Annotated in this window: 20 protein-coding genes; 12 read left to right on the top strand and 8 right to left on the bottom strand. The window is 72.4% G+C overall.

What is annotated here, in order from left to right:
- The first annotated feature begins 4 nt into the window (after positions 1–4).
- A complete protein-coding gene (locus AB0F91_RS13645; RefSeq protein WP_360597502.1) occupies positions 5–391 on the top strand; it encodes a hypothetical protein in 387 nt (128 codons plus the stop codon).
- 352 nt (positions 392–743) lie between these two features.
- Here AB0F91_RS13645 and AB0F91_RS13640 read toward each other — a convergent pair whose 3' ends face one another.
- Both AB0F91_RS13640 and AB0F91_RS13635 read right to left on the bottom strand, forming a co-directional pair.
- Complete coding sequence (locus AB0F91_RS13640; protein WP_360597500.1) at positions 744–1,574, bottom strand: alpha/beta hydrolase; 831 nt, start codon at positions 1,572–1,574, stop codon at positions 744–746.
- Positions 1,575–1,630: 56 nt separating this feature from the next.
- Positions 1,631–2,215, bottom strand: coding sequence for a dihydrofolate reductase family protein (locus tag AB0F91_RS13635; protein WP_360597499.1), 585 nt, complete (start codon positions 2,213–2,215; stop codon positions 1,631–1,633).
- Between the two features lie 212 nt (positions 2,216–2,427).
- Between AB0F91_RS13635 and glmS the strand changes: the two genes are divergently transcribed.
- The 8 genes from glmS (at position 2,428) to tsaE (ending at position 11,924) form a co-directional block, all read left to right on the top strand.
- Entirely contained in the window at positions 2,428–4,290 is a 1,863-nt protein-coding gene (glmS, locus tag AB0F91_RS13630; RefSeq protein WP_360597498.1) for a glutamine--fructose-6-phosphate transaminase (isomerizing), read from the top strand.
- Between the two features lie 18 nt (positions 4,291–4,308).
- The gene (locus AB0F91_RS13625) at positions 4,309–5,781 is read left to right on the top strand and encodes an NAD(P)H-hydrate dehydratase (RefSeq protein WP_360597497.1); all 1,473 of its coding nucleotides are present in this window, start codon (positions 4,309–4,311) and stop codon (positions 5,779–5,781) included.
- 85 nt (positions 5,782–5,866) lie between these two features.
- Positions 5,867–6,670 carry a DeoR/GlpR family DNA-binding transcription regulator gene (locus tag AB0F91_RS13620; protein ID WP_360597496.1) on the top strand — a complete coding sequence of 268 codons (804 nt, stop codon included), beginning with the start codon at positions 5,867–5,869 and terminating at the stop codon, positions 6,668–6,670.
- Positions 6,660–8,123 (top strand): xylulokinase, encoded by a 1,464-nt coding sequence (gene xylB / locus AB0F91_RS13615; RefSeq protein ID WP_360597494.1) that lies wholly within the window; start codon positions 6,660–6,662, stop codon positions 8,121–8,123. The genes AB0F91_RS13620 and xylB overlap by 11 nt, the downstream gene beginning before the upstream one ends.
- 3 nt (positions 8,124–8,126) lie before the next feature.
- Positions 8,127–9,230: a sn-glycerol-3-phosphate ABC transporter ATP-binding protein UgpC gene (gene ugpC, locus AB0F91_RS13610; RefSeq protein WP_360597492.1), complete on the top strand. Its 1,104-nt coding sequence runs from the start codon at positions 8,127–8,129 to the stop codon at positions 9,228–9,230.
- 29 nt (positions 9,231–9,259) lie between these two features.
- Positions 9,260–10,378, top strand: coding sequence for an alanine racemase (gene alr / locus AB0F91_RS13605; protein WP_360597490.1), 1,119 nt, complete (start codon positions 9,260–9,262; stop codon positions 10,376–10,378).
- Positions 10,375–11,466 carry an alpha/beta hydrolase gene (locus tag AB0F91_RS13600; RefSeq protein ID WP_360597489.1) on the top strand — a complete coding sequence of 364 codons (1,092 nt, stop codon included), beginning with the start codon at positions 10,375–10,377 and terminating at the stop codon, positions 11,464–11,466. Before alr ends, AB0F91_RS13600 begins: the two co-directional genes overlap by 4 nt.
- Positions 11,451–11,924 carry a tRNA (adenosine(37)-N6)-threonylcarbamoyltransferase complex ATPase subunit type 1 TsaE gene (tsaE, locus tag AB0F91_RS13595; RefSeq protein WP_360597488.1) on the top strand — a complete coding sequence of 158 codons (474 nt, stop codon included), beginning with the start codon at positions 11,451–11,453 and terminating at the stop codon, positions 11,922–11,924. Before AB0F91_RS13600 ends, tsaE begins: the two co-directional genes overlap by 16 nt.
- 450 nt (positions 11,925–12,374) lie before the next feature.
- Here tsaE and AB0F91_RS13590 read toward each other — a convergent pair whose 3' ends face one another.
- From AB0F91_RS13590 to AB0F91_RS13580, 3 genes are all read right to left on the bottom strand, one after another.
- Positions 12,375–12,611, bottom strand: a complete 237-nt coding sequence (locus AB0F91_RS13590) for an SDR family oxidoreductase (RefSeq protein WP_360597487.1) — start codon at positions 12,609–12,611, stop codon at positions 12,375–12,377.
- A gap of 386 nt (positions 12,612–12,997) precedes the next feature.
- Positions 12,998–14,314 (bottom strand): carboxyl transferase domain-containing protein, encoded by a 1,317-nt coding sequence (locus AB0F91_RS13585; protein WP_360597486.1) that lies wholly within the window; start codon positions 14,312–14,314, stop codon positions 12,998–13,000.
- Positions 14,311–15,753, bottom strand: a complete 1,443-nt coding sequence (locus tag AB0F91_RS13580) for an acyl-CoA synthetase (protein WP_360597831.1) — start codon at positions 15,751–15,753, stop codon at positions 14,311–14,313. Before AB0F91_RS13580 ends, AB0F91_RS13585 begins: the two co-directional genes overlap by 4 nt.
- A gap of 154 nt (positions 15,754–15,907) precedes the next feature.
- Here AB0F91_RS13580 and tsaB point away from each other — a divergent pair, with 154 nt between their 5' ends.
- Genes tsaB through tsaD form a run of 3 tightly spaced genes read left to right on the top strand, consistent with a single transcriptional unit; the run spans position 15,908 to position 18,098 of the window.
- Complete coding sequence (tsaB, locus tag AB0F91_RS13575) at positions 15,908–16,573, top strand: tRNA (adenosine(37)-N6)-threonylcarbamoyltransferase complex dimerization subunit type 1 TsaB (RefSeq protein WP_360597485.1); 666 nt, start codon at positions 15,908–15,910, stop codon at positions 16,571–16,573.
- Positions 16,570–17,052, top strand: a complete 483-nt coding sequence (gene rimI, locus AB0F91_RS13570) for a ribosomal protein S18-alanine N-acetyltransferase (protein WP_360597484.1) — start codon at positions 16,570–16,572, stop codon at positions 17,050–17,052. The genes tsaB and rimI overlap by 4 nt, the downstream gene beginning before the upstream one ends.
- Positions 17,052–18,098, top strand: a complete 1,047-nt coding sequence (gene tsaD, locus AB0F91_RS13565; protein WP_360597482.1) for a tRNA (adenosine(37)-N6)-threonylcarbamoyltransferase complex transferase subunit TsaD — start codon at positions 17,052–17,054, stop codon at positions 18,096–18,098. Before rimI ends, tsaD begins: the two co-directional genes overlap by 1 nt.
- An 81-nt stretch (positions 18,099–18,179) precedes the next feature.
- On the opposite strand, the gene wecB is transcribed toward tsaD, so the two are convergent.
- The 3 genes from wecB to AB0F91_RS13550 form a co-directional block, all read right to left on the bottom strand.
- Complete coding sequence (wecB, locus tag AB0F91_RS13560; protein ID WP_360597830.1) at positions 18,180–19,343, bottom strand: UDP-N-acetylglucosamine 2-epimerase (non-hydrolyzing); 1,164 nt, start codon at positions 19,341–19,343, stop codon at positions 18,180–18,182.
- 769 nt (positions 19,344–20,112) lie between these two features.
- On the bottom strand, positions 20,113–20,286 hold the full coding sequence (locus AB0F91_RS13555; RefSeq protein WP_354876031.1) for an LPXTG cell wall anchor domain-containing protein: 174 nt from the start codon (positions 20,284–20,286) through the stop codon (positions 20,113–20,115).
- A 21-nt stretch (positions 20,287–20,307) separates the two neighbouring features.
- Complete coding sequence (locus AB0F91_RS13550; RefSeq protein ID WP_360597481.1) at positions 20,308–21,072, bottom strand: choice-of-anchor P family protein; 765 nt, start codon at positions 21,070–21,072, stop codon at positions 20,308–20,310.
- Positions 21,073–21,125: the final 53 nt, after the last annotated feature.

Genomic DNA, 21,125 nt, shown 5'->3' with positions numbered 1-21,125 from the left:
CGGGATGGCGGAACCGACCTTGACCGCCGCCGACCGACTCGCCGCCGCCCGCGCGGCCCAGGATGCCGCCACCCGTGAACACCAGGAACAACGCGCCCTCCGCGACGGCCACGTCACCTCGGCCACGTCCGCCGCCGCCGCGTCCCTCCACCGCGATGCCGCCATGCACGGCCGCTACCTCACCCGGGCCCAGGACCTCCGGCGCCGCCACCGCGAAGCCGGCGGTTGGCTCACCGAACAAACCATGACCGACCGCACGCACACCATCGACCTCACCCCACCCGCCGACCCGCGGCCCGACGAGGCCACCCCGCCAACCCCGGGCCACCCCGCCCGCCCGGGCCGCTTCGACGACCACGACTTCTCGAACAACACCTGGATGGTCGACTGACTCCACTCGGCTGCCGTGTGCAGGCGTGAAGGGTCCCTTCAGGCCTTCTCAGTGCCAACCTGGGCCGAGTCCAGCCCTCACCCGCGCTCGGAACCGGTGAAGGTCCCGTCAGACGCCGGCGGAGTGGCGAAATGGTGACTCCGCTGTCGGGGCAAACGATGCCAACCCGGGTCGAGTCCAGCCCTCACCCGCACTCGGAACCGGTGAAGGCCCCTTCACACGTCGGCGGCGTGGCGAAAGCCATTCGCACCCGGAGCGAACACCAACCAAGCGCACCCGAGCCCAGGAGCAGCCCGCACCCGCCGACCGAAGCGATGAAGGTCCCCTCCACCCCAACCCCGGTCACCGACCGTCAGGCAGCCGGCTCTTCCGTCAGGTCGATCGGCGCCCGCTTCACGTCGGCGTCCAGCAGCGGCAGGTACCGCTCCGTGCCCGTCAGGTGCGTCAGGAAAAACGCCGTGAACAACGCCCGCGTCAGCTGCTGGGTGCGCCGGTGCGGTTTGCCGTGGAGCAAAAGCTGGCTCCAGTGCCGCCCCTCCGTCACGCCGAGGTGCGAGGACTTCCCCAACGTGCGCAGCTGAACGGGCCCAGCCCAAGCCGCGGCAATGGCTTCCGCATGGCCCACGGCCGGCGCGACCAGGTCCTCCTCCGCCGCGAGGTGCAGGCCGGGGGCAGTGATGAGCTGGGCGGCGACCGAGGCGGAGGGGAGGGTCTGGGCGGCGGTGATTGTCGCGACGGCGCGGATGCGCGGGCGCGCGGAGTCGTCCGCCGCGGCGGCTCGGGCGGCGGCGAGGACGGCGGACCCGCCGCCGGTGGAGTGGCCGGCGAGGCCGAGCTTGGCCGGGTCGACGCTGATGCCGTCGGGGCCGAGGCGGACGGTGGTGACCACGTCGAGCGTCGTCAGCAGGTCGCTGGCGAGCAGGCGGTACGACGGCAGCGGCCCGCCCTGCGTCGCGGGCGCGGCGGCGACCACGCCCCAGCTCGCGAGGTGGTGCAGGAGGTGCCGGTAGCGCGACGCGGGCTGCAGCCACCCATGCCCGAACGCGATGGCCGGCAGCCCCAGCCCTTGGCGGGGCGTGAACACGACCCCCGGCAGCCCGACCAGGGCCAGGTTGCCGCGCAGGACCTCGTGGGGTCCCGGGTGTGACAGCTCCGCGAGCAGTTGCTTGGGCTTGCTGGCCATGCGCGTGACCTTACTGCCCGCACCCGGCCCCGGCCCGCCCGCCGCTCCGGGCCAGGTCACGTGCGCTCGTAGCAGGCGATGAGCACGCCCTTGGTGGTCGCGACGCTGCGGGTGAGTTCGAACTCCGTCAGCGGCGCCGGGCCGTCGAACAGCCGCGCGCCGACGCCGAGGGTGAGCGGGTGGATCACCAGCGTGTAGCGGTCGACCAGCCCGGCCGCGTGCAGGCTTCGCACAAGCGCCGCGCTGCCGACGATCGCCAGGTCGTTCCCCGGCTCGGCCTTCAGCTCGGCGACGGTCTTCGTCGCTTCGCCGGGCAGGAGGATCGAGTTCTGCCACGCGTCGGCGCTGCCGAGGGTGGTCGAGGCCACGTACTTGGTGACGGCGTCGAGATGCGCGGTGAACGGATTGCCGTCGGCGCGCCCTGCCCACGCGCCGATGAAGTCCTCCCACGTCCGGCGCCCGAAGAGCATGTCGCCGGGCTGGTTCATCCCCCTGGCCATCTCGCGGCCGAGGACCTCGTCCTGGTACCTCGTGCCCCAGCCCCCGTGCGGGAACCCGCCGCGCGTGTCCTCGTCGGGCCGCCCGGGGCCCTGCACGACCCCGTCGAGGGTGGTGTTCATGGTGACGCTGATCGAACGCATTGCCGTTCTCCTCTCGATTCACCCTCTACACGAGCGGGAACACCCCGATTCGACACAGCGCCGAAAAGCCCGGAACCCCACCGATCAGGGGCCGACCCACCCCCACCCCACTCCCCACCGCCACCACTCGAATTCCGCTGGTCAGACGGGTTGAAAAGCCTCGGGAAGGTACCGGAGTAGGGGACTGGACATCCCTCGTTAGGCTTGTTCGCGTGTGTGGAATCGTGGGATATGTCGGACACCGGCCGGCGCTGGATGTGGTCCTCGGTGGCCTGCGGCGGATGGAGTACCGCGGCTACGACTCGGCCGGGGTGGCGGTGCTCGACGGCGCCGGCGCGCTGAGGGTCGAGCGCAAGGCAGGGCGGCTCGCCAACCTCGAGGCGCAGCTCGACGCCGTGGGCAGGGACGGCTTCACCGGCACCGCCGGCATGGGCCACACCCGCTGGGCGACGCACGGCGCACCCGTCGATCGGAACTCGCACCCGCACCAGGACGCCTCGAAAAAGGTCGCCGTGGTGCACAACGGCATCATCGAGAACTTCGCCGCCCTGCGCGCGGAGCTCGAGGCCGACGGCGTGGAGATGGCGAGCGACACCGACACCGAGACCGCCGCGCACCTGGTTGCCCGGGCGTACAACGCAGGCGACACGCAGGGCGACTTCGCCGCCAGTGTCGCGGCCGTGTGCCGGCGGCTGGAGGGCGCGTTCACGCTGGTCGTGACGCACGCCGACCAGCCGGACACCATCGTGGCCGCGCGCCGTTCCTCGCCGCTGGTGGTCGGGGTCGGCGAGGGTGAGACATTCGTCGCGTCCGACGTCGCCGCGTTCATCGAGCACACGCGCGAGGCCGTGGAGCTGGGCCAGGACCAGCTGGTGGTCATCACCCGCGACGGCTACGAGGTCACCGACTTCCACGGCGACGCCGCGCAGGCCAAGCCGTTCACCGTCGACTGGGACCTGTCCGCCGCCGAGAAGGGCGGCCACGAGTACTTCATGCTCAAGGAGATCGACGAGCAGCCCGAGGCACTGGCCAACACGCTGCGCGGCCACTTCGAGGCCGGCCGGATCATCCTCGACGAGCAGCGCATCTCCGATCAGGACCTGCGTGACGTCGACAAGGTCTTCGTCGTCGCCTGCGGTTCCGCCTACCACTCGGGCCTGGTCGCCAAGTACGCCATCGAGCACTGGACGCGGCTGCCCGTCGAGGTCGAGCTGGCCAGCGAGTTCCGCTACCGCGACCCCGTGCTCGACCGCGACACGCTTGTCGTCGCCGTGTCGCAGTCCGGCGAGACGGCCGACACGCTGGAGGCCGTCCGCCACGCCCGGGAGCAGAAGGCCCGCGTGCTCGCCGTCTGCAACACCAACGGCGCGCAGATCCCGCGTGAGTCCGACGCCGTGCTCTACACGCACGCCGGCCCCGAGATCGGGGTCGCATCGACGAAGGCGTTCCTCGCGCAGATCGCCGCCAACTACCTCGTGGGCCTGGCGCTCGCGCAGGCGCGCGGCACCAAGTACCCCGACGAGGTCGCTCGCGAGTTCGCCGAGCTGGAGGCCATGCCGGCCGCCGTGCAGAAGGTGCTGTCCACTGTGGACCAGGTCAGGGACCTCGGCCGCCGGATCTCCGACTCCAAGGCGGTGCTGTTCCTCGGCCGCCACGTCGGGTTCCCGGTCGCCCTGGAGGGCGCGCTGAAGCTCAAGGAGCTCGCTTACATGCACGCCGAGGGCTTCGCCGCGGGCGAGCTCAAGCACGGCCCCATCGCGCTGGTCGAGGAAGGCCTGCCGATCGTCGTCGTCATGCCCTCGCCCAAGGGCCGCGCGGTGCTGCACTCGAAGCTGGTGTCCAACATCAGCGAGATCCAGGCCCGCGGCGCCCGCACCATCGTGATCGCCGAGGAGGGCGACGAGGCGGTGCGGCCGTTCGCCGACGAGCTGATCGAGATCCCGGCCGTGCCGACGCTGCTGCAGCCGCTGGTTTCCACCGTGCCGCTGCAGGTGCTGGCCGCGGAGATCGCCCGCGCCCGCGGGTACGACGTCGACAAGCCGCGTAACCTGGCGAAGTCCGTGACCGTCGAATAACAACGCGGAGGGCCCGCCGTGCAGGGAATCTGGATCACGGAACGGATTCGCGAGGCGGAGGGCAAGCTGTTCGCCGTCACGCCAGAAGGCGAGCTGATGCGCCGGGCGTCGTTCGGCCTGGCCACGCACCTCGCGGGGTTCCTGGCCGAACGCGCCGGCGGCGTCGCCGGGCGGCGGGTCGTGCTGCTCGTCGGCTCCGGTGACAACGGTGGTGACGCGCTGTGGGCCGGCACGTTCCTGCGTCGCCGCAGCGTGGCCGTCACGGCTGTGCTGCTGAAGCCGGAGAAGGCGCACGCCCAGGGTTTGGCCGCCCTGCGCAAAGCCGGCGGCCGCGTGGTGTCCGTCGAGGACAGTCCACAGTGGATCAGCAAGGCTGACGTGGTGGTCGACGGCATCGTCGGCATCTCCGGCAAAGGCCCGCTGCGCCCGGAGGCCGCCCAACTCGTCGAGAAGGTCCAGGCGCCGATCGTCGCCGTCGACCTCCCCAGCGGCGTCGACCCGGACACCGGGGCCGTCGCCGGCCCCCACGTCACCGCCACCCTCACCGTCACCTTCGGGGCGCCCAAACCCGTCCACGCGCTGGCGCCCCGGCAATGCGGCGACGTCGTGCTCGTCGACATCGGCCTGCGCCCCGAGCTCGGCGAACCCGACCTGCAGCGCCTTGAGCTCACGGACCTCGCCGACCTCTGGCCCATTCCCGGCGCGGGCGACGACAAGTACACCCAGGGCGTCGTCGGCATCGCCGCCGGTTCCGCGACGTACCCGGGCGCGGCCGTGCTCGCGTCGGGCTCCGCCGTGCACGCCACCGCCGGCATGGTCCGCTACGCCGGCCCCGCGGCCGACGTGGTCCGGAGCCGCTGGCCCGAGATCGTCGCCACGGGCTCGGTCACCGACGCCGGCCGCGTGCAGGCCTGGGTCGTCGGCCCGGGCATCGGCACCGGCTCCGAAGGCCGCGAAGTGCTGCGCCACATCCTCGGTCAGGGCGTGCCCGTGTGTGCCGACGCGGATGCCACCACGATCATCGCCCAGCACCCCGACGTCCTCGACGCCCGCGACCCCGGCACCCCGCTCGTGCTCACGCCCCACGCCGGCGAGTACGAGCGCCTCATGGGCACCCGCCCCGGCGCCGACCGCGTCCAGGCCGCTCGCGACGCCGCCAGGAAGTACGACGCCGTTGTCCTCCTCAAGGGCCACTGCACCGTGATCGCCGCGCCGGACGGCCGCGTCGCCGTCAACACCCCGCGCGGTTCCTGGCTCGCGACGGCCGGCTCCGGCGACGTCCTCACCGGCCTCATCGGATCGCTGCTCGCCGCCGGCCTCGACCCGTGGCTGGCCGCCGCCGCGGGCGCGCAGGTGCACTCGCTCGCCGGGGCCCTCGCCGCGGACGGCGTGCCGACCTCCGCCTCCGGCCTGGTCGACGCGATCCCGGGAGCGCTCAAGCTCGTCCGGGGCACCAGCGACGTAGAAGTTATCGAGTTACCCGTTAACTAACCCGATAAAATCTGGTAAGAACGAGGTGTGAGCACTGGCGCCCCCGTTCAGGTGACCCTCAACCGGGTCGACGGTGAGGTGCGCCGTGCCTAGGACCCGACCGTCGGACGCGGCCGTCGAGCAGCGGCGGCAGGACATCCTCGACCACGTCATCGAGCACGGCGAGGCGCGCATCGACGACCTCACCGCCCGGTTCGGCGTGAGCCTCATGACGATGCACCGCGACCTCGACGACCTCGCTGACCGCCGGCTCCTGCGCAAGCTGCGCGGCAAGGTCGAGGCCTACCCGGCGCTCACGATGGAGACCGCCAGCCGTTTCACGCTGCACTCCGCCGAGAAGGAAGCCCTCGCCGAGGCCGCGATCAAGCACGTCGAACCCGGCCAGACGGTGTTCGTCGACGACTCCACCACACTGTTCCCCCTGGTCGAACGCCTCGCCGACCTCGACGGGCTCACGGTGATCACCAACTCGCTGCGTGCCGCCAAGCTGCTGGGCGACGGCGTGACCGTCGTCGTCGCCGGCGGCCGTTACCACGCGGAGTACGACTCCTGCTCCGGTCCCGACGTGCTGGCGCTGCTGGAGCGCACCCGCGCCGACATCGCGTTCGTGTCCGTGAGCGCCGTCGCCGTCGGCCGGCTCTTCCACCCCGTGCAGGACTACGCCGAGCTCAAGAAGGCCGTGCTGCGAGCCGCGAACCGCAACGTGCTCGTGCTCGACCACTCGAAGTTCGGTCGCACCGCGACCTTCGCTCATGGCGACGTCGGCGACTACGACCTCCTGATCACCAGCGAGGCCACCCCGACCGAGGAGATCGAGGCCGCGCTCAACGCGGGCACGGCCGTGGAAACCGTCGAGCACGTCGAGGAGGGGCAGCCCTATGACAGCTGAGCTGGTGGCCGGGATCGACTCGTCGACCCAGTCGACGAAAGTCGTGGTCTGCGACGCGCGCACGGGCGCCGTCGTGCGCACCGGCCGTGCGCCGCACCCCGACGGCACCGAAGTCGACCCCGCGGCCTGGTGGCAGGCCTTCGGCGAGGCCACCGACGGTGTGCTCGACGGCGTGAAGGCCCTCGGCATCGGTGGCCAGCAACACGGCATGGTCACGGTCGACGAGGCCGGCGAGGTGGTGCGCCCCGCTCTGCTCTGGAACGACACGCGCTCCGCGCAGGCCGCCCAGGACCTCACCGAGGAACTGGGCGGTGCCGGTGTCTGGGCCAAGTCCGTGGGGTCCGTGCCGGTCGCGAGCTTCACCGTCACCAAGCTGCGCTGGCTCGCCGAGCACGAGCCGGCCAACGCCGACCGCGTCGCGCGCGTGCTGCTGCCGCACGACTGGCTCACCTGGCGCCTGCTCGGCAAGCCCGAGCAGGCCGTGACCGACCGCGGTGACGCGTCCGGCACCGGCTACTTCTCGCCGACGGAGAACGCCTACCGCGTCGACGTCCTGGCCCACGCGTTCGGCGGCCGCACGCCCGAGTTGCCGACCGTGCTCGGCCCCGCCGACAGTGCTGGTCATACCGCCGGCCACACTGAGTTCGAGGTGCCGGACGGCGTCCTCGTCTCCGCGGGCACCGGCGACAACATGGCCGCCGCGCTGGCGCTGGAGCTCGCGCCCGGCGACGCCGCGATCTCCCTCGGCACCAGCGGCACCGTCTTCGGCGTGGCCGAGACGGGATCGGCCGACGCGAGCGGTCTGGTCGCCGGGTTCGCCGATGCCACCGGCCGCTTCCTGCCGCTCACCGCCGCCCTCAACGCCGCCCGCGTGCTCACCGCGGGCGCGACGATGCTCGGCGTCGACCTCGCCGAGTTCGACCGCCTCGCGCTCGCCGCCGAGCCGGGCGCCGGCGGGCTCACGCTGCTGCCGTACCTCGACGGCGAACGCACCCCGAACCTGCCCGGCGCGACCGGCTCGCTGCACGGTCTGACCAGGGCGAACATGACGCCGGAGAACCTGGCCCGCGCCACCGTCGAGGGCATGCTGTGCGGCCTGGCCGCGGGCCTCGACGCCGTGCGCGCGCAGGGCATGGACGTCCGCCGCGTGCTGCTCATCGGCGGCGGTGCGCAGTCGGCCGCCGTGCGGGCCGTGGCGCCGATCGTGCTCGGCGTGCCCGTGGTGATCCCCGAGACAGGCGAGTACGTCGCCCTCGGTGCCGCGCGCCAGGCCGCCTGGGCGCTGGCCGGCACCGCCGAACCACCCGCGTGGGTGGCCGAAGGACCTGGAAACCGGCTCGTGCTGGACGAGCCGGCCGAGGCGCAACGCGCCGTGGGCAAGGAGATCCAGCGACGCCACCTCGAAGTGCGGGAAGCCGCGCACGGGGTTCCCGCGAAATTCGGAGAGGACTGACCGATGGCCACCATCACCTACGACAAGGCGACCCGGCGCTACCCCGGCACCGAGCGGCCCGCCGTCGACGCACTCGAGCTGGAGATCGCCGACGGCGAGTTCCTCGTGCTGGTCGGCCCGTCGGGTTCGGGCAAGTCGACCGCGCTGCGCATGCTCGCGGGCCTGGAGGACGTCGACGAGGGCTCGATCTGGATCGGTGACCGCGACGTGACGCAGCTGCCGCCGCGGTCGCGCGACATCGCGATGGTGTTCCAGAACTACGCGCTGTACCCGCACATGACCGTCGCGCAGAACATGGGCTTCGCGCTGAAGATCGCGGGCCGCCCGGCGTCGGAGATCAAGCAGAAGGTGCTCGAGGCCGCGAAGCTGCTCGACATCGAGCAGTACCTCGACCGCAAGCCGAAGGCGCTCTCCGGCGGCCAGCGTCAGCGTGTCGCCATGGGCCGCGCGATCGTGCGTGAGCCACAGGTGTTCCTCATGGACGAGCCGCTGTCCAACCTGGACGCCAAGCTGCGTGTCTCCACCCGTACCCAGATCGCCGCGCTGCAGCGCCGCCTCGGTGTCACCACCGTGTACGTGACCCACGACCAGGTCGAGGCCATGACGATGGGCGACCGCGTGGCGGTGCTGTCCGACGGCCTGCTGCAGCAGTGCGACACCCCGCGCGCGCTGTACGACCACCCGGCCAACGTGTTCGTCGCCGGTTTCATCGGCTCGCCGGCCATGAACCTCGTCTCGGCGAAGCTCACCGCCGACGGCGCCGAGGTCGGTGGTGCGAGCGTCCCGCTGGCGGCGTCGATCCGCTCGGCCGCCGACGGCGACACCGTGACCCTGGGCTTCCGCCCCGAGTCGCTCGAAGCCACCACCGACACCAACGGCACGCTGCCCATCAAGGTGGACCTGGTCGAAGAGCTGGGCTCCGACGCGTTCGTCTACGGCAAGCTCGCCGGCGGTGCGGGTGAACTGGCCGCCGAGGGCGCGTCGAAGAACGTCGTGGTGCGCGTGGACCCGCGCCAGACCCCGTCGATGGGCGACACGCTGCACCTGCGGATCCGTCCCGACGAGCTGCACGTGTTCTCCGGCACCACCGGGCTGCGCCTGCCCTGACCCGGCCGCGTGGGAAACTGGTGGCCGTTATGACTGCCAGTTTCCCGCGCGCGGAGGTCGTGATCGACCTCGACGCCGTGCGCCACAACGTCGCCCTGCTGGCCGGCCGCGCCGCCGGCTCGGCCGTGATGGCCGTGGTCAAGGCCGACGCGTACGGCCACGGCGCGGTCCCCGTCGCGCGGGCCGCGGTCGAGGCGGGCGCCACCTGGCTGGGCACGTGCTCGCTCGGTGAGGCGCTGGACCTGCGCCGCGCCGGGCTGTCGGTGCGGCTGTTCAGCTGGCTGGACGTGCCGGAGGTCGACTTCGGGCCCGGCATTCTCGCCGACATCGACCTGGGCGTGAGCTCGGTCGACGAGCTGCAGCGGATCGCCTCGGCGGCGCAGCAGGTGGGGCGCCGCGCTCGAGTGCACCTCAAGATCGACACGGGCTTGTCGCGCAACGGGTGTCAGCCCGCCGACTGGCCCGAGCTGGTCGCCGCGGCCGCGGCTTCGTCCGGCGTGGACGTGGTCGCCGTCTGGTCGCACCTCGCGTGCGCCGACGAGCCGGGCCACCCGTCGATCGACATCCAGGCCAAGCGCTTCGCCGACGCGTACGACACCGCGCGCGCGGCCGGGCTGGACCCCCTGCGGCACCTCGCGAACTCCGCGGCCGTGCTGACGCGGCCCGACCTGCACTTCGACCTCGTGCGGCCCGGCATCGCGATGTACGGGTTGAACCCCGTGCCGCAGCACGAAGACCTCCGACCGGCGATGACGTTCCGCGCGGCCGTGGCGCTCACGAAACGCCTGCCCGCGGGAGAGTCCGTCTCCTATGGACACACGTGGACGGCCGAGCGCGACACCACGGTGGCGCTCGTGCCGGCCGGGTACGCCGACGGCGTGCCGCGGTCGTTGTCGGGCCGCATGGACGTGTGGTTGTGCGGGCGGCGCCGGGCGGTCGTCGGGCGCGTGTGCATGGACCAGGTCGTGGTCGACTGCGGTGACGACGCCCCGGCCGTCGGCGAAGAAGTGGTGCTCTTCAGCGCGGGTTCGAGTGGCGAGCCGACCGCGCGCGAATGGGCCGACAAGCTGGGCACGATCGACTACGAGATCGTCACGTCGATGTACCGCCCGCGCGTGCGGCGGCGGTACCTGGGGGAGCGGCCGTGAGCCCTTCGGCTCGGTTGTGGGCGATCGTCGGCGGTCTCGGCGCGGTGGCCACGGGTACGGCCGCCGCGGCCCTCGTCGCGGCGCAGCAACGCAGGCAGAGTGAGGACCAGTACGTGGACGAGCAGCTGGGCGAGCTGAAGCCCGACCGCACGTCGACGGTCGCGGCCGAGGACGGCACGCCGCTTTCGGTGGAGGAGATCGACCCCGAGGACGGCGGCGAGCCCGAGCTGACGCTGGTCGGCGTGCACGGGTTCGCGTTGTCCCGCAAGTCTTGGCACTTCCAGCGCCGCGCCATCGCCTCGCTGCGGCTGCCGCGCGTGCGGCAGGTGTACTACGACCACCGCAGCCACGGCCTGTCCGGCGCGGCGACGGCCGAGACCAGCACCATCGAACAGCTGGCGCACGACCTCGACAGCGTGCTGCGCGCGATGGTGCCCGAGGGGCCGATCCTCCTCGTCGGACATTCCATGGGCGGCATGGTGATCATGGAGCTGGCGGCGGAGAATCCTTCGCTGTTCGAGGATCGCGTGTGCGGGGTCGCCTTCATCGCGACGGCCGCGGGTGAGGTGGGCGCGCGCGGGCTGCCGCGTTCGCTGCTGTCGAAGTACAACCCGTTGACGCGCGGCGTCGGCAACCTCGCGGGCTGGCAGCCGGGGCTGGTGGAGTTCGTGCGTGCCGCGGGCGGCCAGCTGGAGCGGCAAGCCGTGCGGCGCCTCGCGTTCGGCAGCCGCGACGTCTCGCCGCGGCTGGTGGACTTCATGATTTCGATGCTCGCGGTGACGCCTGTGCGGGGCCTGGTGAACTTCGTCGACACGCTCGGCAGCCACAACCGCTACGCCGCCCTGGCGGGCCTCAAGCACACCCAGGTCCTCGTGATCGGCGGCGACTCCGACCGGTTCACGCCGTTCTCGCACGCCGAGCGCATCGCGGCCGAGCTGCCCGAGGCCGAGCTCGTGCGCGTACGCGGCGCGGGCCACATGGTGCAGCTCGAACAGCCCGACCTCGTCACGGGCCGGCTCATCGATCTTCTGCAGCGCTGTTCCGGAAGCGCCGCACCCAACCGGCGGAACTGGTGGTGGACACGGTGACGTTCCTTCTCGCGACCCCCGACGACACGATGGCCTTCGGCAGGTCACTGGGCGCGTCCCTGCGTGCGGGCGACCTGGTGCTGCTGGCGGGCCCCCTGGGCGCCGGCAAGACCACGCTCACGCGCGGCATCGCCGACGGCCTGGGTGTCGGCGGGCGCGTCAGCTCACCGACGTTCGTGCTGGCCCGCGTCCACGCAGCCGGCGCCGCGGGCGTACCCCTGATCCACGTCGACGCCTACCGTCTCGGCGGCGACCTCGCCCAGCTCGACGACCTGGACCTCGACACGGACCTGGAACGTTCGGCGGTCGTGGTGGAGTGGGGCGAGGGCTCGGCGGAACGGCTGTCATCCGACTACCTGGTCGTGCGGATGTCCCGCCGGGACGAAGACGTGCGCGAGGTTTCGCTTGAGCCGCACGGCTCGTGGGCGTCTCGGATGTCGGCGCTGCCGTCGGCTTAGGCTTCCTCGGTCGCCGTGCCCGGCCCCGTGCGCTGCCGCACGCCTGGCTCGGTGACAGACCAGCGGCGGGTGCCGTGGTGGATGGCAAGATGTGCGGCTCCGCAACGCCACCAACCGTGTGGCAAGGCCATGCCGCGAATGGCAACCCGCAACGGTGCTCGGCAAGTCTCGCCAGGCAGGTGGCATGTCGCCGCGCCCGTGGCAAGCCGGCTGCAGCTACGGCGCGGCGGAGCCCGCCGGCAAGGTGACGGGCCGGCGGTGGGTGCCGTCGCCGTTGGGCAAGATGTCCAGTTCCGGCCTGGCGACACCGCAAACTGGTTGGCAAGTCCATGCCGCGAACGGTAACCCGCAACAGTGCTCGGCAAGTCTCGCCGGCGCAGGGCACCTTGCCGCGCCCATGGCAATCCGGCTGCACCTGACAACCAACCAGAGCCCGTCGCACGCGGCGCGTCAGCCGGTGATCGTCTGCCCGGATCCCGTCCCGGAAACGCATCCCACGTACCAGCGGGCCACCTCGGCAGCGGATGTACCGACGGCGTCCGTGATACCCAGCGCAGCCAGGGTTTCCGCCACCCAGCCCGGGCTGACGACGTTGATCCGCAACCCCCGCGGCAGCTCGGCGGCGGCATTGCGCACGAAACCCTCCAGGCCGGCGTTGACCAGCGCACCGAGAGAACCACCGGCCAACGGCGCGGCGACGTTCCCCCGTGAGCGTGATCGACCCGTTGTCCCGCAAGTGGCGCAGCGCGTGCCGGGCCAACGCGACCTGGCCCAGGAGCTTGCCGCGCAGCCCGTCCGCGAACTCCTCGTCGCTGGCGGAAGCCAAGTCCAGCAGCGGCCCACTCGCCGCACAGCACACCACGGCGTCGACCTCACGCACCGCGTGGAACAGCGCCTCGATCGACGAGGTGTCCTCCAGGTCAACGTGCACCGGCCCCCCGCCGCGACGCCCGGACGACCTCGTGCCCGGCCGGCCGTCTCCAGCGCCGCGGCGACCGCGCTGCCGACGGTCCCGCTCGCCCCCACCACGATGATCTTCACGCCACCATTCTCACGGCGGGCGCAACACCGTTTCAGGCCTCGACGATCCCCCGCGCCAAGCCGAGCTCGACGAGGTCCTGCGGCCGCAACCGCAGCTGGTCGGCCGTGGCCGGGACCTCCGCCATGGGGCGCTTGAGGATCGCGGCCGCCGCCTCCGGTGAAGTGACGGAGAAGTAGGCGTCCGGGGCGATCCACGTGTTGTCCGGCGCCGCGAAGGCCAGCGCCCCGCCGGAGCCGCCCTCGCCGATGACCAGGGTGGTGACGGGGACGGTCGCGGTGGCGATCGCTTCGAACAGTGCCGCGATGGCCGGGCCGGCGCCGCCCTCTTCGGCGCCGGCGTCGTTGGCGGCGCCGGGGGTGTCGACGAGTGTCAGGACCGGGATGCCGAGCCGCGAGGCCAGCCGGACGAGGCGCGCGGCCGTGCGGAAGCCCGCCGGACGCGTCGCGGTGCCGCACTGGGCGGCGAAAGCGAGCGCACGGCCGTCGCGCCAGCCGAAGCCGCACAGCACGCCCTCGTCGACGGCGCCGGTGCGGTCGCCGCGGAGGGTTTCGTGCCAGTCGAAGTACGCGTCCACATACGCAGCCGCGCGGGCGCGCCGGGAGGACCGGGCGGCGCGGACGGCGGCCCAGCCTGTCGAGGGCAGCGAAACGTCACGCAGAGCCGCCGGCGGAGGAGCCGGCGAGGAAGACCGCGAACTCACCAGCCGGAGCCATCGCTCCAGAACCGCCCCCAGCGCATCGGGCGAAACCAGCTGGTCGACCTGCCCCCACTCGTACTTCGCCTCGACTGTGTAGGCCTCCGAAGGCGACGTCGCCGGCCGCACCCGCGAGCCCGCGAACCCCACCTGCGCCAGCGGCAGCCCCAAGACCACATCGGCGCTCGCGCCCAGCGTCGCCCAGCCACCGCCGGTGGTCGGGTCGCGCAGCACGGAGATCTGCGCGACGCCGTCCGCCCGCGCCGCTGCCGAAGCGCGCGCGATCCGCTGCAGCTGGGACAACGCGCGCATGCCGTGCTGCATGCGGCTGCCGCCCGTCGCGATCAACGCCACCAACGGCAGTTTCCGCGACCGCGCCAAGGAAAACGCCGCCTCCACGCGGTCACCGGTCCCTCGCCCGATCGACCCGCCGAGGAACCCGAACTCCCACACCACCAGCACCGCGGGCGTCGCACCCACCAGAGCCTCGCCGACGACCACGGACTCTGTCTCGCCCGTCCGCGCCGAGGCCGCCGCGTAGGCCTCGCGGTAGCCGGGCCAGCCGAGGGGGTCGTCCACTGAACTGTCCACATCGGACAGCTCGGTGAACCCCGTCGACACCTGCGCGATGACCTCGCGGGCCGAGGGCCTCACCCCAGCGCTCGCTTCAGGATCTTGCCCATGTCGTTGCGCGGCAACGCATCGAGATACCGCACGACCCGTGGCCGCTTGTGTGGCGCCAGCAGTTTCGCCACGTGGTCAGCCAACTCCGAAGCAGACGGCCGCGCACCGGCAGGCACCACCCACGCCACGATCCGCTCACCGAGATCGTCGTCCGGCTCACCCGTCACGGCCGCCTCGGCGACGCCCGGGTGCTCCAGCAGCGCGTTCTCGATCTCCCCGGCACCGATCTTGTACCCGCCGCTCTTGATGAGATCGGTGGCCTTGCGCCCGACGATCTTCACGTATCCGTCGGCGTCGCGCGTCGCCATGTCGCCCGTGCGGAACCAGCCGTCGGCGAGGGCGGCGGCCGTGGCGTCGGGGCGATTGAGGTACTCGGTGAACAGGTTCGGCCCGCGCACGTGGATCTCGCCGACGGTCTCGGCTGGATCAAGACCGGTGATCGCTGCGCTTATCTCCCTGCCCGCCTCGTCGACCAGCCGCAGCTCGACGCCCGCCAGCGGCACGCCGACCGTGCCCGGCTTGCGCTCACCGTCGGCGCGGACGCTGGTGTTCATCAGCGTCTCGGTCATCCCGTAGCGCTCCACGACCTGCTGCCCGGTCGCCGCCGTGATGCGCTGGTGGTCGTGCACGGGCAGCGCCGCCGACCCGGACACCAGCAGCCGCGCGCCGCGCAGGGCCGAGGCCAGCTCGGCGTCGTCGGCCACTGCCTCCGCGATCCGGTGGTACATCGTCGGGACGCCGAACATCATCGTCGCGCCGCTGGCCAGCTCCTTCGCGACGCCCTCGGTCGAGAACCGCCCGAGGTGCCGCACCGAGCCACCACGGCGCAGCGGGCCGAGGATGCCGAGGATCAACCCGTGGACGTGGAACAGCGGCAGCCCGTGCACCAGCACGTCGTCGCCGGTCCACTCCCACGCGTCTTCCAGCGCGTCCAGCGTGGACGAGATCGCGCGGCGGGGGAGCACCACGCCCTTCGGCGGGCCGGTCGTGCCGGAGGTGTAGACGATGAACGCGGGCGCCTCGGCGTCCGGCTCGTCGGCGGGCACCGAGCCCGACCCGGTGAGCGGGATGTCCCGACGGTCGAGCTCGGCCAGCCCCGGTGGCAGCTCGGCACCGGCCTCCGCCAGCACCAGCGCCGGCTCGCTGTCGGCCAGGATGTGGGTCAGCTCGCGTTCACCGATCTTCGGGTTCAGCGGCACCACGGGCACCCCGGCGAGCAGCGCGGCGACCACAGCGACGCTGGTGTGCAGTGTCGGCGTCGCCCACACCGCGACCCGGCCGGCGGGCAGCTCACTCGCGAGGGAACCGGCGACCGCGCCCAGCTCGGCGTACGTGAGCGCCTGGTCACCGAAGCGCAACGCCTCCTTGCCAGAGCCGGCGGTGATCGCGGGGAACAGCGAATCGGGCACGGTGAGGACCTCCTGCGGCGCGGCGTCGGCGGGCGTCTCACCGGCACCGTACCGCGCCGTGACCTCGGCCACCTGCGACGCGATTCACACGGTGCCGGGTTGCCCTTCGGCCCGCCAGCCTGGCACTCCGGGACTGGACGTAAGCTGGGAAACCGTGCTGGTACTGGCGATCGACACCTCGACCCCGGCCGTGACCGCGGGCATCGTCGCCGTGGACGAGTCGGAACTGACCACCCGGGCCGACCGCGTCACGGTCGACCCGCGAGCCCACGGCGAGCTCATCACGCCCCACGCCCTCGCGGCGGCCGAGGCAGCGGGCGTGGCCCTGCGCGACCTCGACGCGATCGTGTGCGGCGTCGGCCCTGGCCCGTTCACGGGCCTGCGCGCCGGCATGGCCACGGCCGCGGCGTACGGCCACGCGCTCGGCATCCCCGTCCACCCCGTCGGCAGCCTCGACGCGATCGCCGCCGAGGTGGTGCGCACCGACAAGCCGTTCCTCGTGCTCACCGACGCCCGTCGTCGCGAGGTGTACTGGGCCGAGTACGACGCGGCCGGCACGCGCGTGAGCGGGCCCCACGTGCAGCGGCCCGCCGAGGTCGAGACCACTTCCCGCGTCGCCGCGGGTGACGGTGCGCTGCAGTACGCCGACGCGGTCGGCGTCGTGCCCATCGAGCCGCGGTTCCCGTCGCCCGCCGGGCTGGTCCGCGTCGCCCGCGAAGCTCTGCTGTCCGGTGCGACGCCCGAGCCGCTGACGCCGCTGTACCTGCGCCGACCCGACGCCGTCGAGCCCACCGCTCGCAAGAGGGTGACGTCGCCATGAAGCTCGACCGCCTGCGCCGCAGCGACCTGAAGCGCTGCGCGGAGATCGAGCAGGTGCTCTTCCCCGGCGATGACCCGTGGAGCGCCCGCGCGTTCCACTCCGAGCTCGACCAGGGCCATTTCTACTTGGCCGCGCGCACCGAGGACGGCACCGAACTGCTCGGTTACGGCGGCCTCGCCGTGGTCGGCCGCCGCGGTGAGTACGAGGCGGAGATCCACACCATCGGCGTAGTACCCGAGGCGCAGGGCCAGGGCATCGGCAAGGCTCTGCTGCGCGCGTTGCTCGAGCGCGCCGACGAGGTGTCGGCGCCCGTGTTCCTCGAGGTGCGCACCGACAACGACACGGCCGTCGGCCTGTACGAACGGCACGGTTTCGAGAAGCTCGGCATCCGGAAGCGCTACTACCAGCCCTCCGGAGCCGACGCGTTCACCATGGCCCGCCCGGCGCGGACCCCGGCACGAGATGAGGTGGCCGGCTGATGTCGCGCGTCATCATGGGCATCGAGAGCTCCTGCGACGAGACCGGCGTCGGCCTCGTCCGCCTGCACGACGACGGCGCGGTGGAACTGCTCGCCGACGAGGTCGCCTCCAGCGTCGAGCAGCACGCGCGCTTCGGCGGCGTGGTGCCCGAGGTCGCCAGCCGCGCGCACCTGGAGGCGATGGTGCCCACGGCCGAGCGGGCGTTCGCGACGGCCGGGCTGAAGCTGTCCGATGTGGATGCCATCGCGGTGACTGCCGGGCCGGGGCTCGCCGGTGCGTTGCTGGTCGGGGTGTCGGCGGCGAAGGCCTACGCGTCGGCGCTCGACGTGCCGCTCTACGGCGTGAACCACCTGGCCGGGCACATCGCCGTGGACACCCTGCAGCACGGTCCGTTGCCGTCGCCCGTGCTCGCGCTGCTGGTGTCCGGCGGGCACACGCAGCTGCTGCGCGTGGACGACATCGCGTCGAAGATCACCGAGATCGGGTCCACTGTGGACGACGCCGCCGGTGAGGCCTACGACAAGGTCGCCCGTGTGCTGGATCTGCCGTACCCGGGTGGGCCGCCGATCGACAAGGCGGCTCGGTTGGGCAACGGCTCCGCGATCGCGTTCCCGCGGGGCATGACCGGTCCGCGCGACGCGAAGTTCGACTTCTCGTTCTCGGGCTTGAAGACCGCCGTGGCCCGGTGGGTGGAGAACGTCGAACGCGACGGTGGCGAGGTGCCGGTGAACGACGTCGCGGCTTCGTTCCAGGAAGCCGTGGCGGATGTGTTGACCGCGAAGGCCGTGAAGGCGGCTCAAGAGCAGGGGATCGGCACCATCGTGATCTCCGGCGGTGTCGCGGCCAACTCGCGGCTGTCGGAGCTGGCGGCCGAACGCTGCGCCGCTGCCGGCATCGAGCTGCGCGTGCCGCGGCCCCGGTTGTGCACGGACAACGGCGCGATGATCGCGGCGCTCGGCGCCCACGTCGTCGCGGCCGGGCGGCCGACAGCACCGTGGGAGTTCTCGGCGACCCCCGGGCTTTCGGTCGAGATCGTGTCACTTTAGTAATCCGGCCAAAAGCAGGCCGACCCCCCTCGCCGCACGTAACTGTCGCTACGAAGCCATTCGGCCGTGACTGTGGTCGGATTACCAACGATCGGCACAGTAGGAGCGGGCCTGCTCCAGCGCGGTTTTCACGCCCAGCAGGCGCTCGATCGCGGTGGTGGCCTTCTCGGCGGCGTGGCCGTCGCCGTAGGGGTTCGGCGTCTGCGCGGGGCACAGGCTCCCGGCCAGCAGCCGGGTCGCGGTGCCGGTGATCTTCTCCGGATCCGTGCCCACCAACCAGGCGCACCCGGCGTCGACGGCCTCGGCGCGTTCCGTGACCTCGCGCAGCACCAGCACGGGCGTGCCGAACGTCGGCGCCTCCTCCTGGATGCCGCCGGAGTCCGTGAGCACGAGCGACGCCAGTCGCAGCGCGCGCACGAGGTCGGGGTACTCGAGCGGCTCGGTGATCGTCACGCGCTCGACGCCGCCGAGCGTCGCCGTCACCTGCGCCCGCACCGCGGGATTGGGGTGGACGGGGAACAGCACCTGCACGTCCGGGTGAGTCTCCACGATCTGCCGCACGGCGTTCAGGGTCTGGTCCAGCGGCTCGCCCCAGGACTCCCGGCGGTGCGAGGTGACCAGTACCAGCCGCTCCCCGGCCTCCGCGATCTCCATCTCCAGCAACGCGAGCGCCGGGTCGTGTGCGGGCAGGTCACGCGCCGTGATCGCCAGCACCGCGTCGACGACCGTGTTCCCGGTCAGCACGATCTTCTCCTCGGCCACGCCCTCCGCGCGCAACGCCTTCGCCGCCGCCTCGGTCGGAGCCAGGTGCAACGCCGCGATCCGCGCCACCATCTGCCGCGTGCCTTCCTCGGGGAACGGGGCGGCGAGATCGTTCGTGCGCAGCCCGGCCTCGAGGTGCACCACCGGAATCCCCAGCCAGAACGCCGCGAGCGCTCCCGCGAGCCCCGTCGTCGTGTCCCCCTGGACGACCACCGCCGCCGGCATGAGGCTCCGCAACTGCGCGTCCAACGCCGGCAACAGCCCGCTCACCAGCTCGGCCTGCGTCCCGCTCACCCGCGCCGGCACGTCCAGCCACGCGTCCACGCCCAGCCCGAACGGCACGAGCGCCTGCTCCACCATCCCCTGGTGCTGGCCGCTGTGCACCAACACGGGCCGCACCCCGTCGCGCCCCTCGAGCGCCACAACCAGCGGTGCCAGTTTCACCGCCTCCGGCCGCGTGCCGGCCAGCAACATCACGTCCACGTGCTCCACACTTTCGAGTGTCCCGGAAACCCCAGCCCACCGACGTTCGAGCGAACGGCCGGGTCTTTCACCGCGCGCCGCGCGCGAGCCGCCGCGGGTGCGGCTGCCGGTGGCGGGGCTTGTGCTGTTTGGTTGTGTGTCCTGCTTCCGCGCGCCCGGAGGCGCCGCGGTTTCGCGCCGCTGCCTGCCGACCGGCGGGTGCCGGTCGCGCGAGTCGTGCCGGTTGCCTGTGCCGACGGTTGTGGCGACTGGGCGGTAGTTGTCGAGGTGGCCTGGTTTCCAGGTTGGTCTCCGTTCCGGGCGACGGGCGGGTGCCCGTCGCGTCGGTCTTGCCGGTGGCCTGTGCCCGCGCTGCTTGCGACGTCTGGGCGGGTGGTTCTCGAGGTGCGCTGGGTTCCAGGTTGGCCTCCGTCCCGGGCGACTGGCGGGGTGCAGGACACCCGTACCGGTGCCCGCAAGCGGCACCGTTCGATGGCAGCCGCAGTGGCACCACCGTTGCCATCACGTGCGCCCTGTCGTTGTGTTCTTCGGCTCGTTGCTGCCACAGCGGCCCGGGTGGGCCGCGTGGGTGGCGCCGGTTCTGAGCACAGCCGCGCGGTGCCGGTCGCCCGGTGATGGTCGCCGCGGTTGCCGACTGTCGCTTGTGGCCGGTCGCCCCTCGTTGTTGTTCGGTCTGTGAAGTGGCGCCGGGCTGCCCGCGGGAGGCGGGCAGCCCGGCGCGGTCGCGGAACCGCGGGCCACGGGCTGGAGCCGGTGGCCCACGGCGCCGCTAACCGCGGGCGAGCCGCCGGTTGCGGCGGTACGCGGCGATCACCGCGACGGTCCCGAGGACCACGAGGAGCGCGCCGACCGTGATCCACCAGCCGACGTCGGCGCCGGTGGCGGCGAGAGTGCCCACGCCGCCACCGGCGACGCCGACGCCCGCACCTGGCATCTTGTACATCAGTCGATCACCCCGGGCCGGTCAGGCGACCGAGCGACGACGCGTGAACCGAAGGCCGACGGGCACCGCGACGGCCGCGAGCACGCCGAGGCCCACCCACAGGCCGGCACCCGACGCGAGCGGCATCGGCGGAGCGGCCGGGCCACAGGTCGCCGACGACACGACGACGTCGCCGCTGCCGAGGGCGCCCACGACGCCGCCCAGCAGCTTCAGGTGCAGGGCGTTGACCGTGAGGCTGCCGTCCTTGTTCTTGATCTGCTCGTTGAGGATCAGCGTCGCCACGTTGACCGGGCCGAGGCCGACCTTGATCTGCGTGTTCGGCGCCGGGTTCGAGTCGACGTCGCCGACACTGCCCAGATCGGCCCCGACCAGCGTCGAGCTGCCCTTGACGCCTTCCTGGGTCGCGGTGCACACGGCCTCCACGGCCTTGATCCCGACGTTGCCCAGCGCGGCCTTCAGCAGCGGCAGCCCCACGTCGGCGGTGCTCGCCTTCGCCGTGACCGCCCCCGAGTTCTCGTCCCGGACGGCCGAGGTGTTGATGACGCCTGCGGTGAGGATCCCGGCGGCGTTGGCACTGACCGTGCTGTTGCTCGTCGGTCCGTTGGTGTTCGCCGCCGCCAGCGGGCCGAGCTTGACCGCGGACGCGCCGAGCAGCTTCACGTCGACGTTCACGCCGTAGGCGGAGCCGTCACCGGGCGCCGCCGAGGCCGGAACTGCTCCGGCGAGGGCGACGCTCGCCACCACAGCGGCGAGCGTCCCGCCTCGTCGCAAGAGGTGTTTCTTCACTGGTCCTCCGATTTTTGTCAGGGCGAGCCGCTGCACGGACGAATCCCGCTGAT

The sequence above is a fragment of the Amycolatopsis sp. NPDC023774 genome (genome assembly GCF_040639695.1).
GTDB lineage: Bacteria > Actinomycetota > Actinomycetes > Mycobacteriales > Pseudonocardiaceae > Amycolatopsis.
The sequence above is the reverse complement of the archived record's forward strand: the minus strand, read 5'-3'. Positions and strand labels throughout refer to the sequence as shown.

Excerpts from the sequence above, each read along its gene's own strand:
- alr (WP_360597490.1), top strand. The coding sequence starts at position 9,260 with ATGACTGCCAGTTTCCCGCGCGCGGAGGTCGTGATCGACCTCGACGCC.
- ugpC (WP_360597492.1), top strand. The coding sequence starts at position 8,127 with ATGGCCACCATCACCTACGACAAGGCGACCCGGCGCTACCCCGGCACC.
- tsaD (WP_360597482.1), top strand. The coding sequence starts at position 17,052 with ATGTCGCGCGTCATCATGGGCATCGAGAGCTCCTGCGACGAGACCGGC.
- AB0F91_RS13555 (WP_354876031.1), bottom strand. The coding sequence starts at position 20,286 with ATGTACAAGATGCCAGGTGCGGGCGTCGGCGTCGCCGGTGGCGGCGTG.
- AB0F91_RS13640 (WP_360597500.1), bottom strand. The coding sequence starts at position 1,574 with ATGGCCAGCAAGCCCAAGCAACTGCTCGCGGAGCTGTCACACCCGGGA.
- xylB (WP_360597494.1), top strand. The coding sequence starts at position 6,660 with ATGACAGCTGAGCTGGTGGCCGGGATCGACTCGTCGACCCAGTCGACG.
- rimI (WP_360597484.1), top strand. The coding sequence starts at position 16,570 with ATGAAGCTCGACCGCCTGCGCCGCAGCGACCTGAAGCGCTGCGCGGAG.
- AB0F91_RS13645 (WP_360597502.1), top strand. The coding sequence starts at position 5 with ATGGCGGAACCGACCTTGACCGCCGCCGACCGACTCGCCGCCGCCCGC.
- AB0F91_RS13635 (WP_360597499.1), bottom strand. The coding sequence starts at position 2,215 with ATGCGTTCGATCAGCGTCACCATGAACACCACCCTCGACGGGGTCGTG.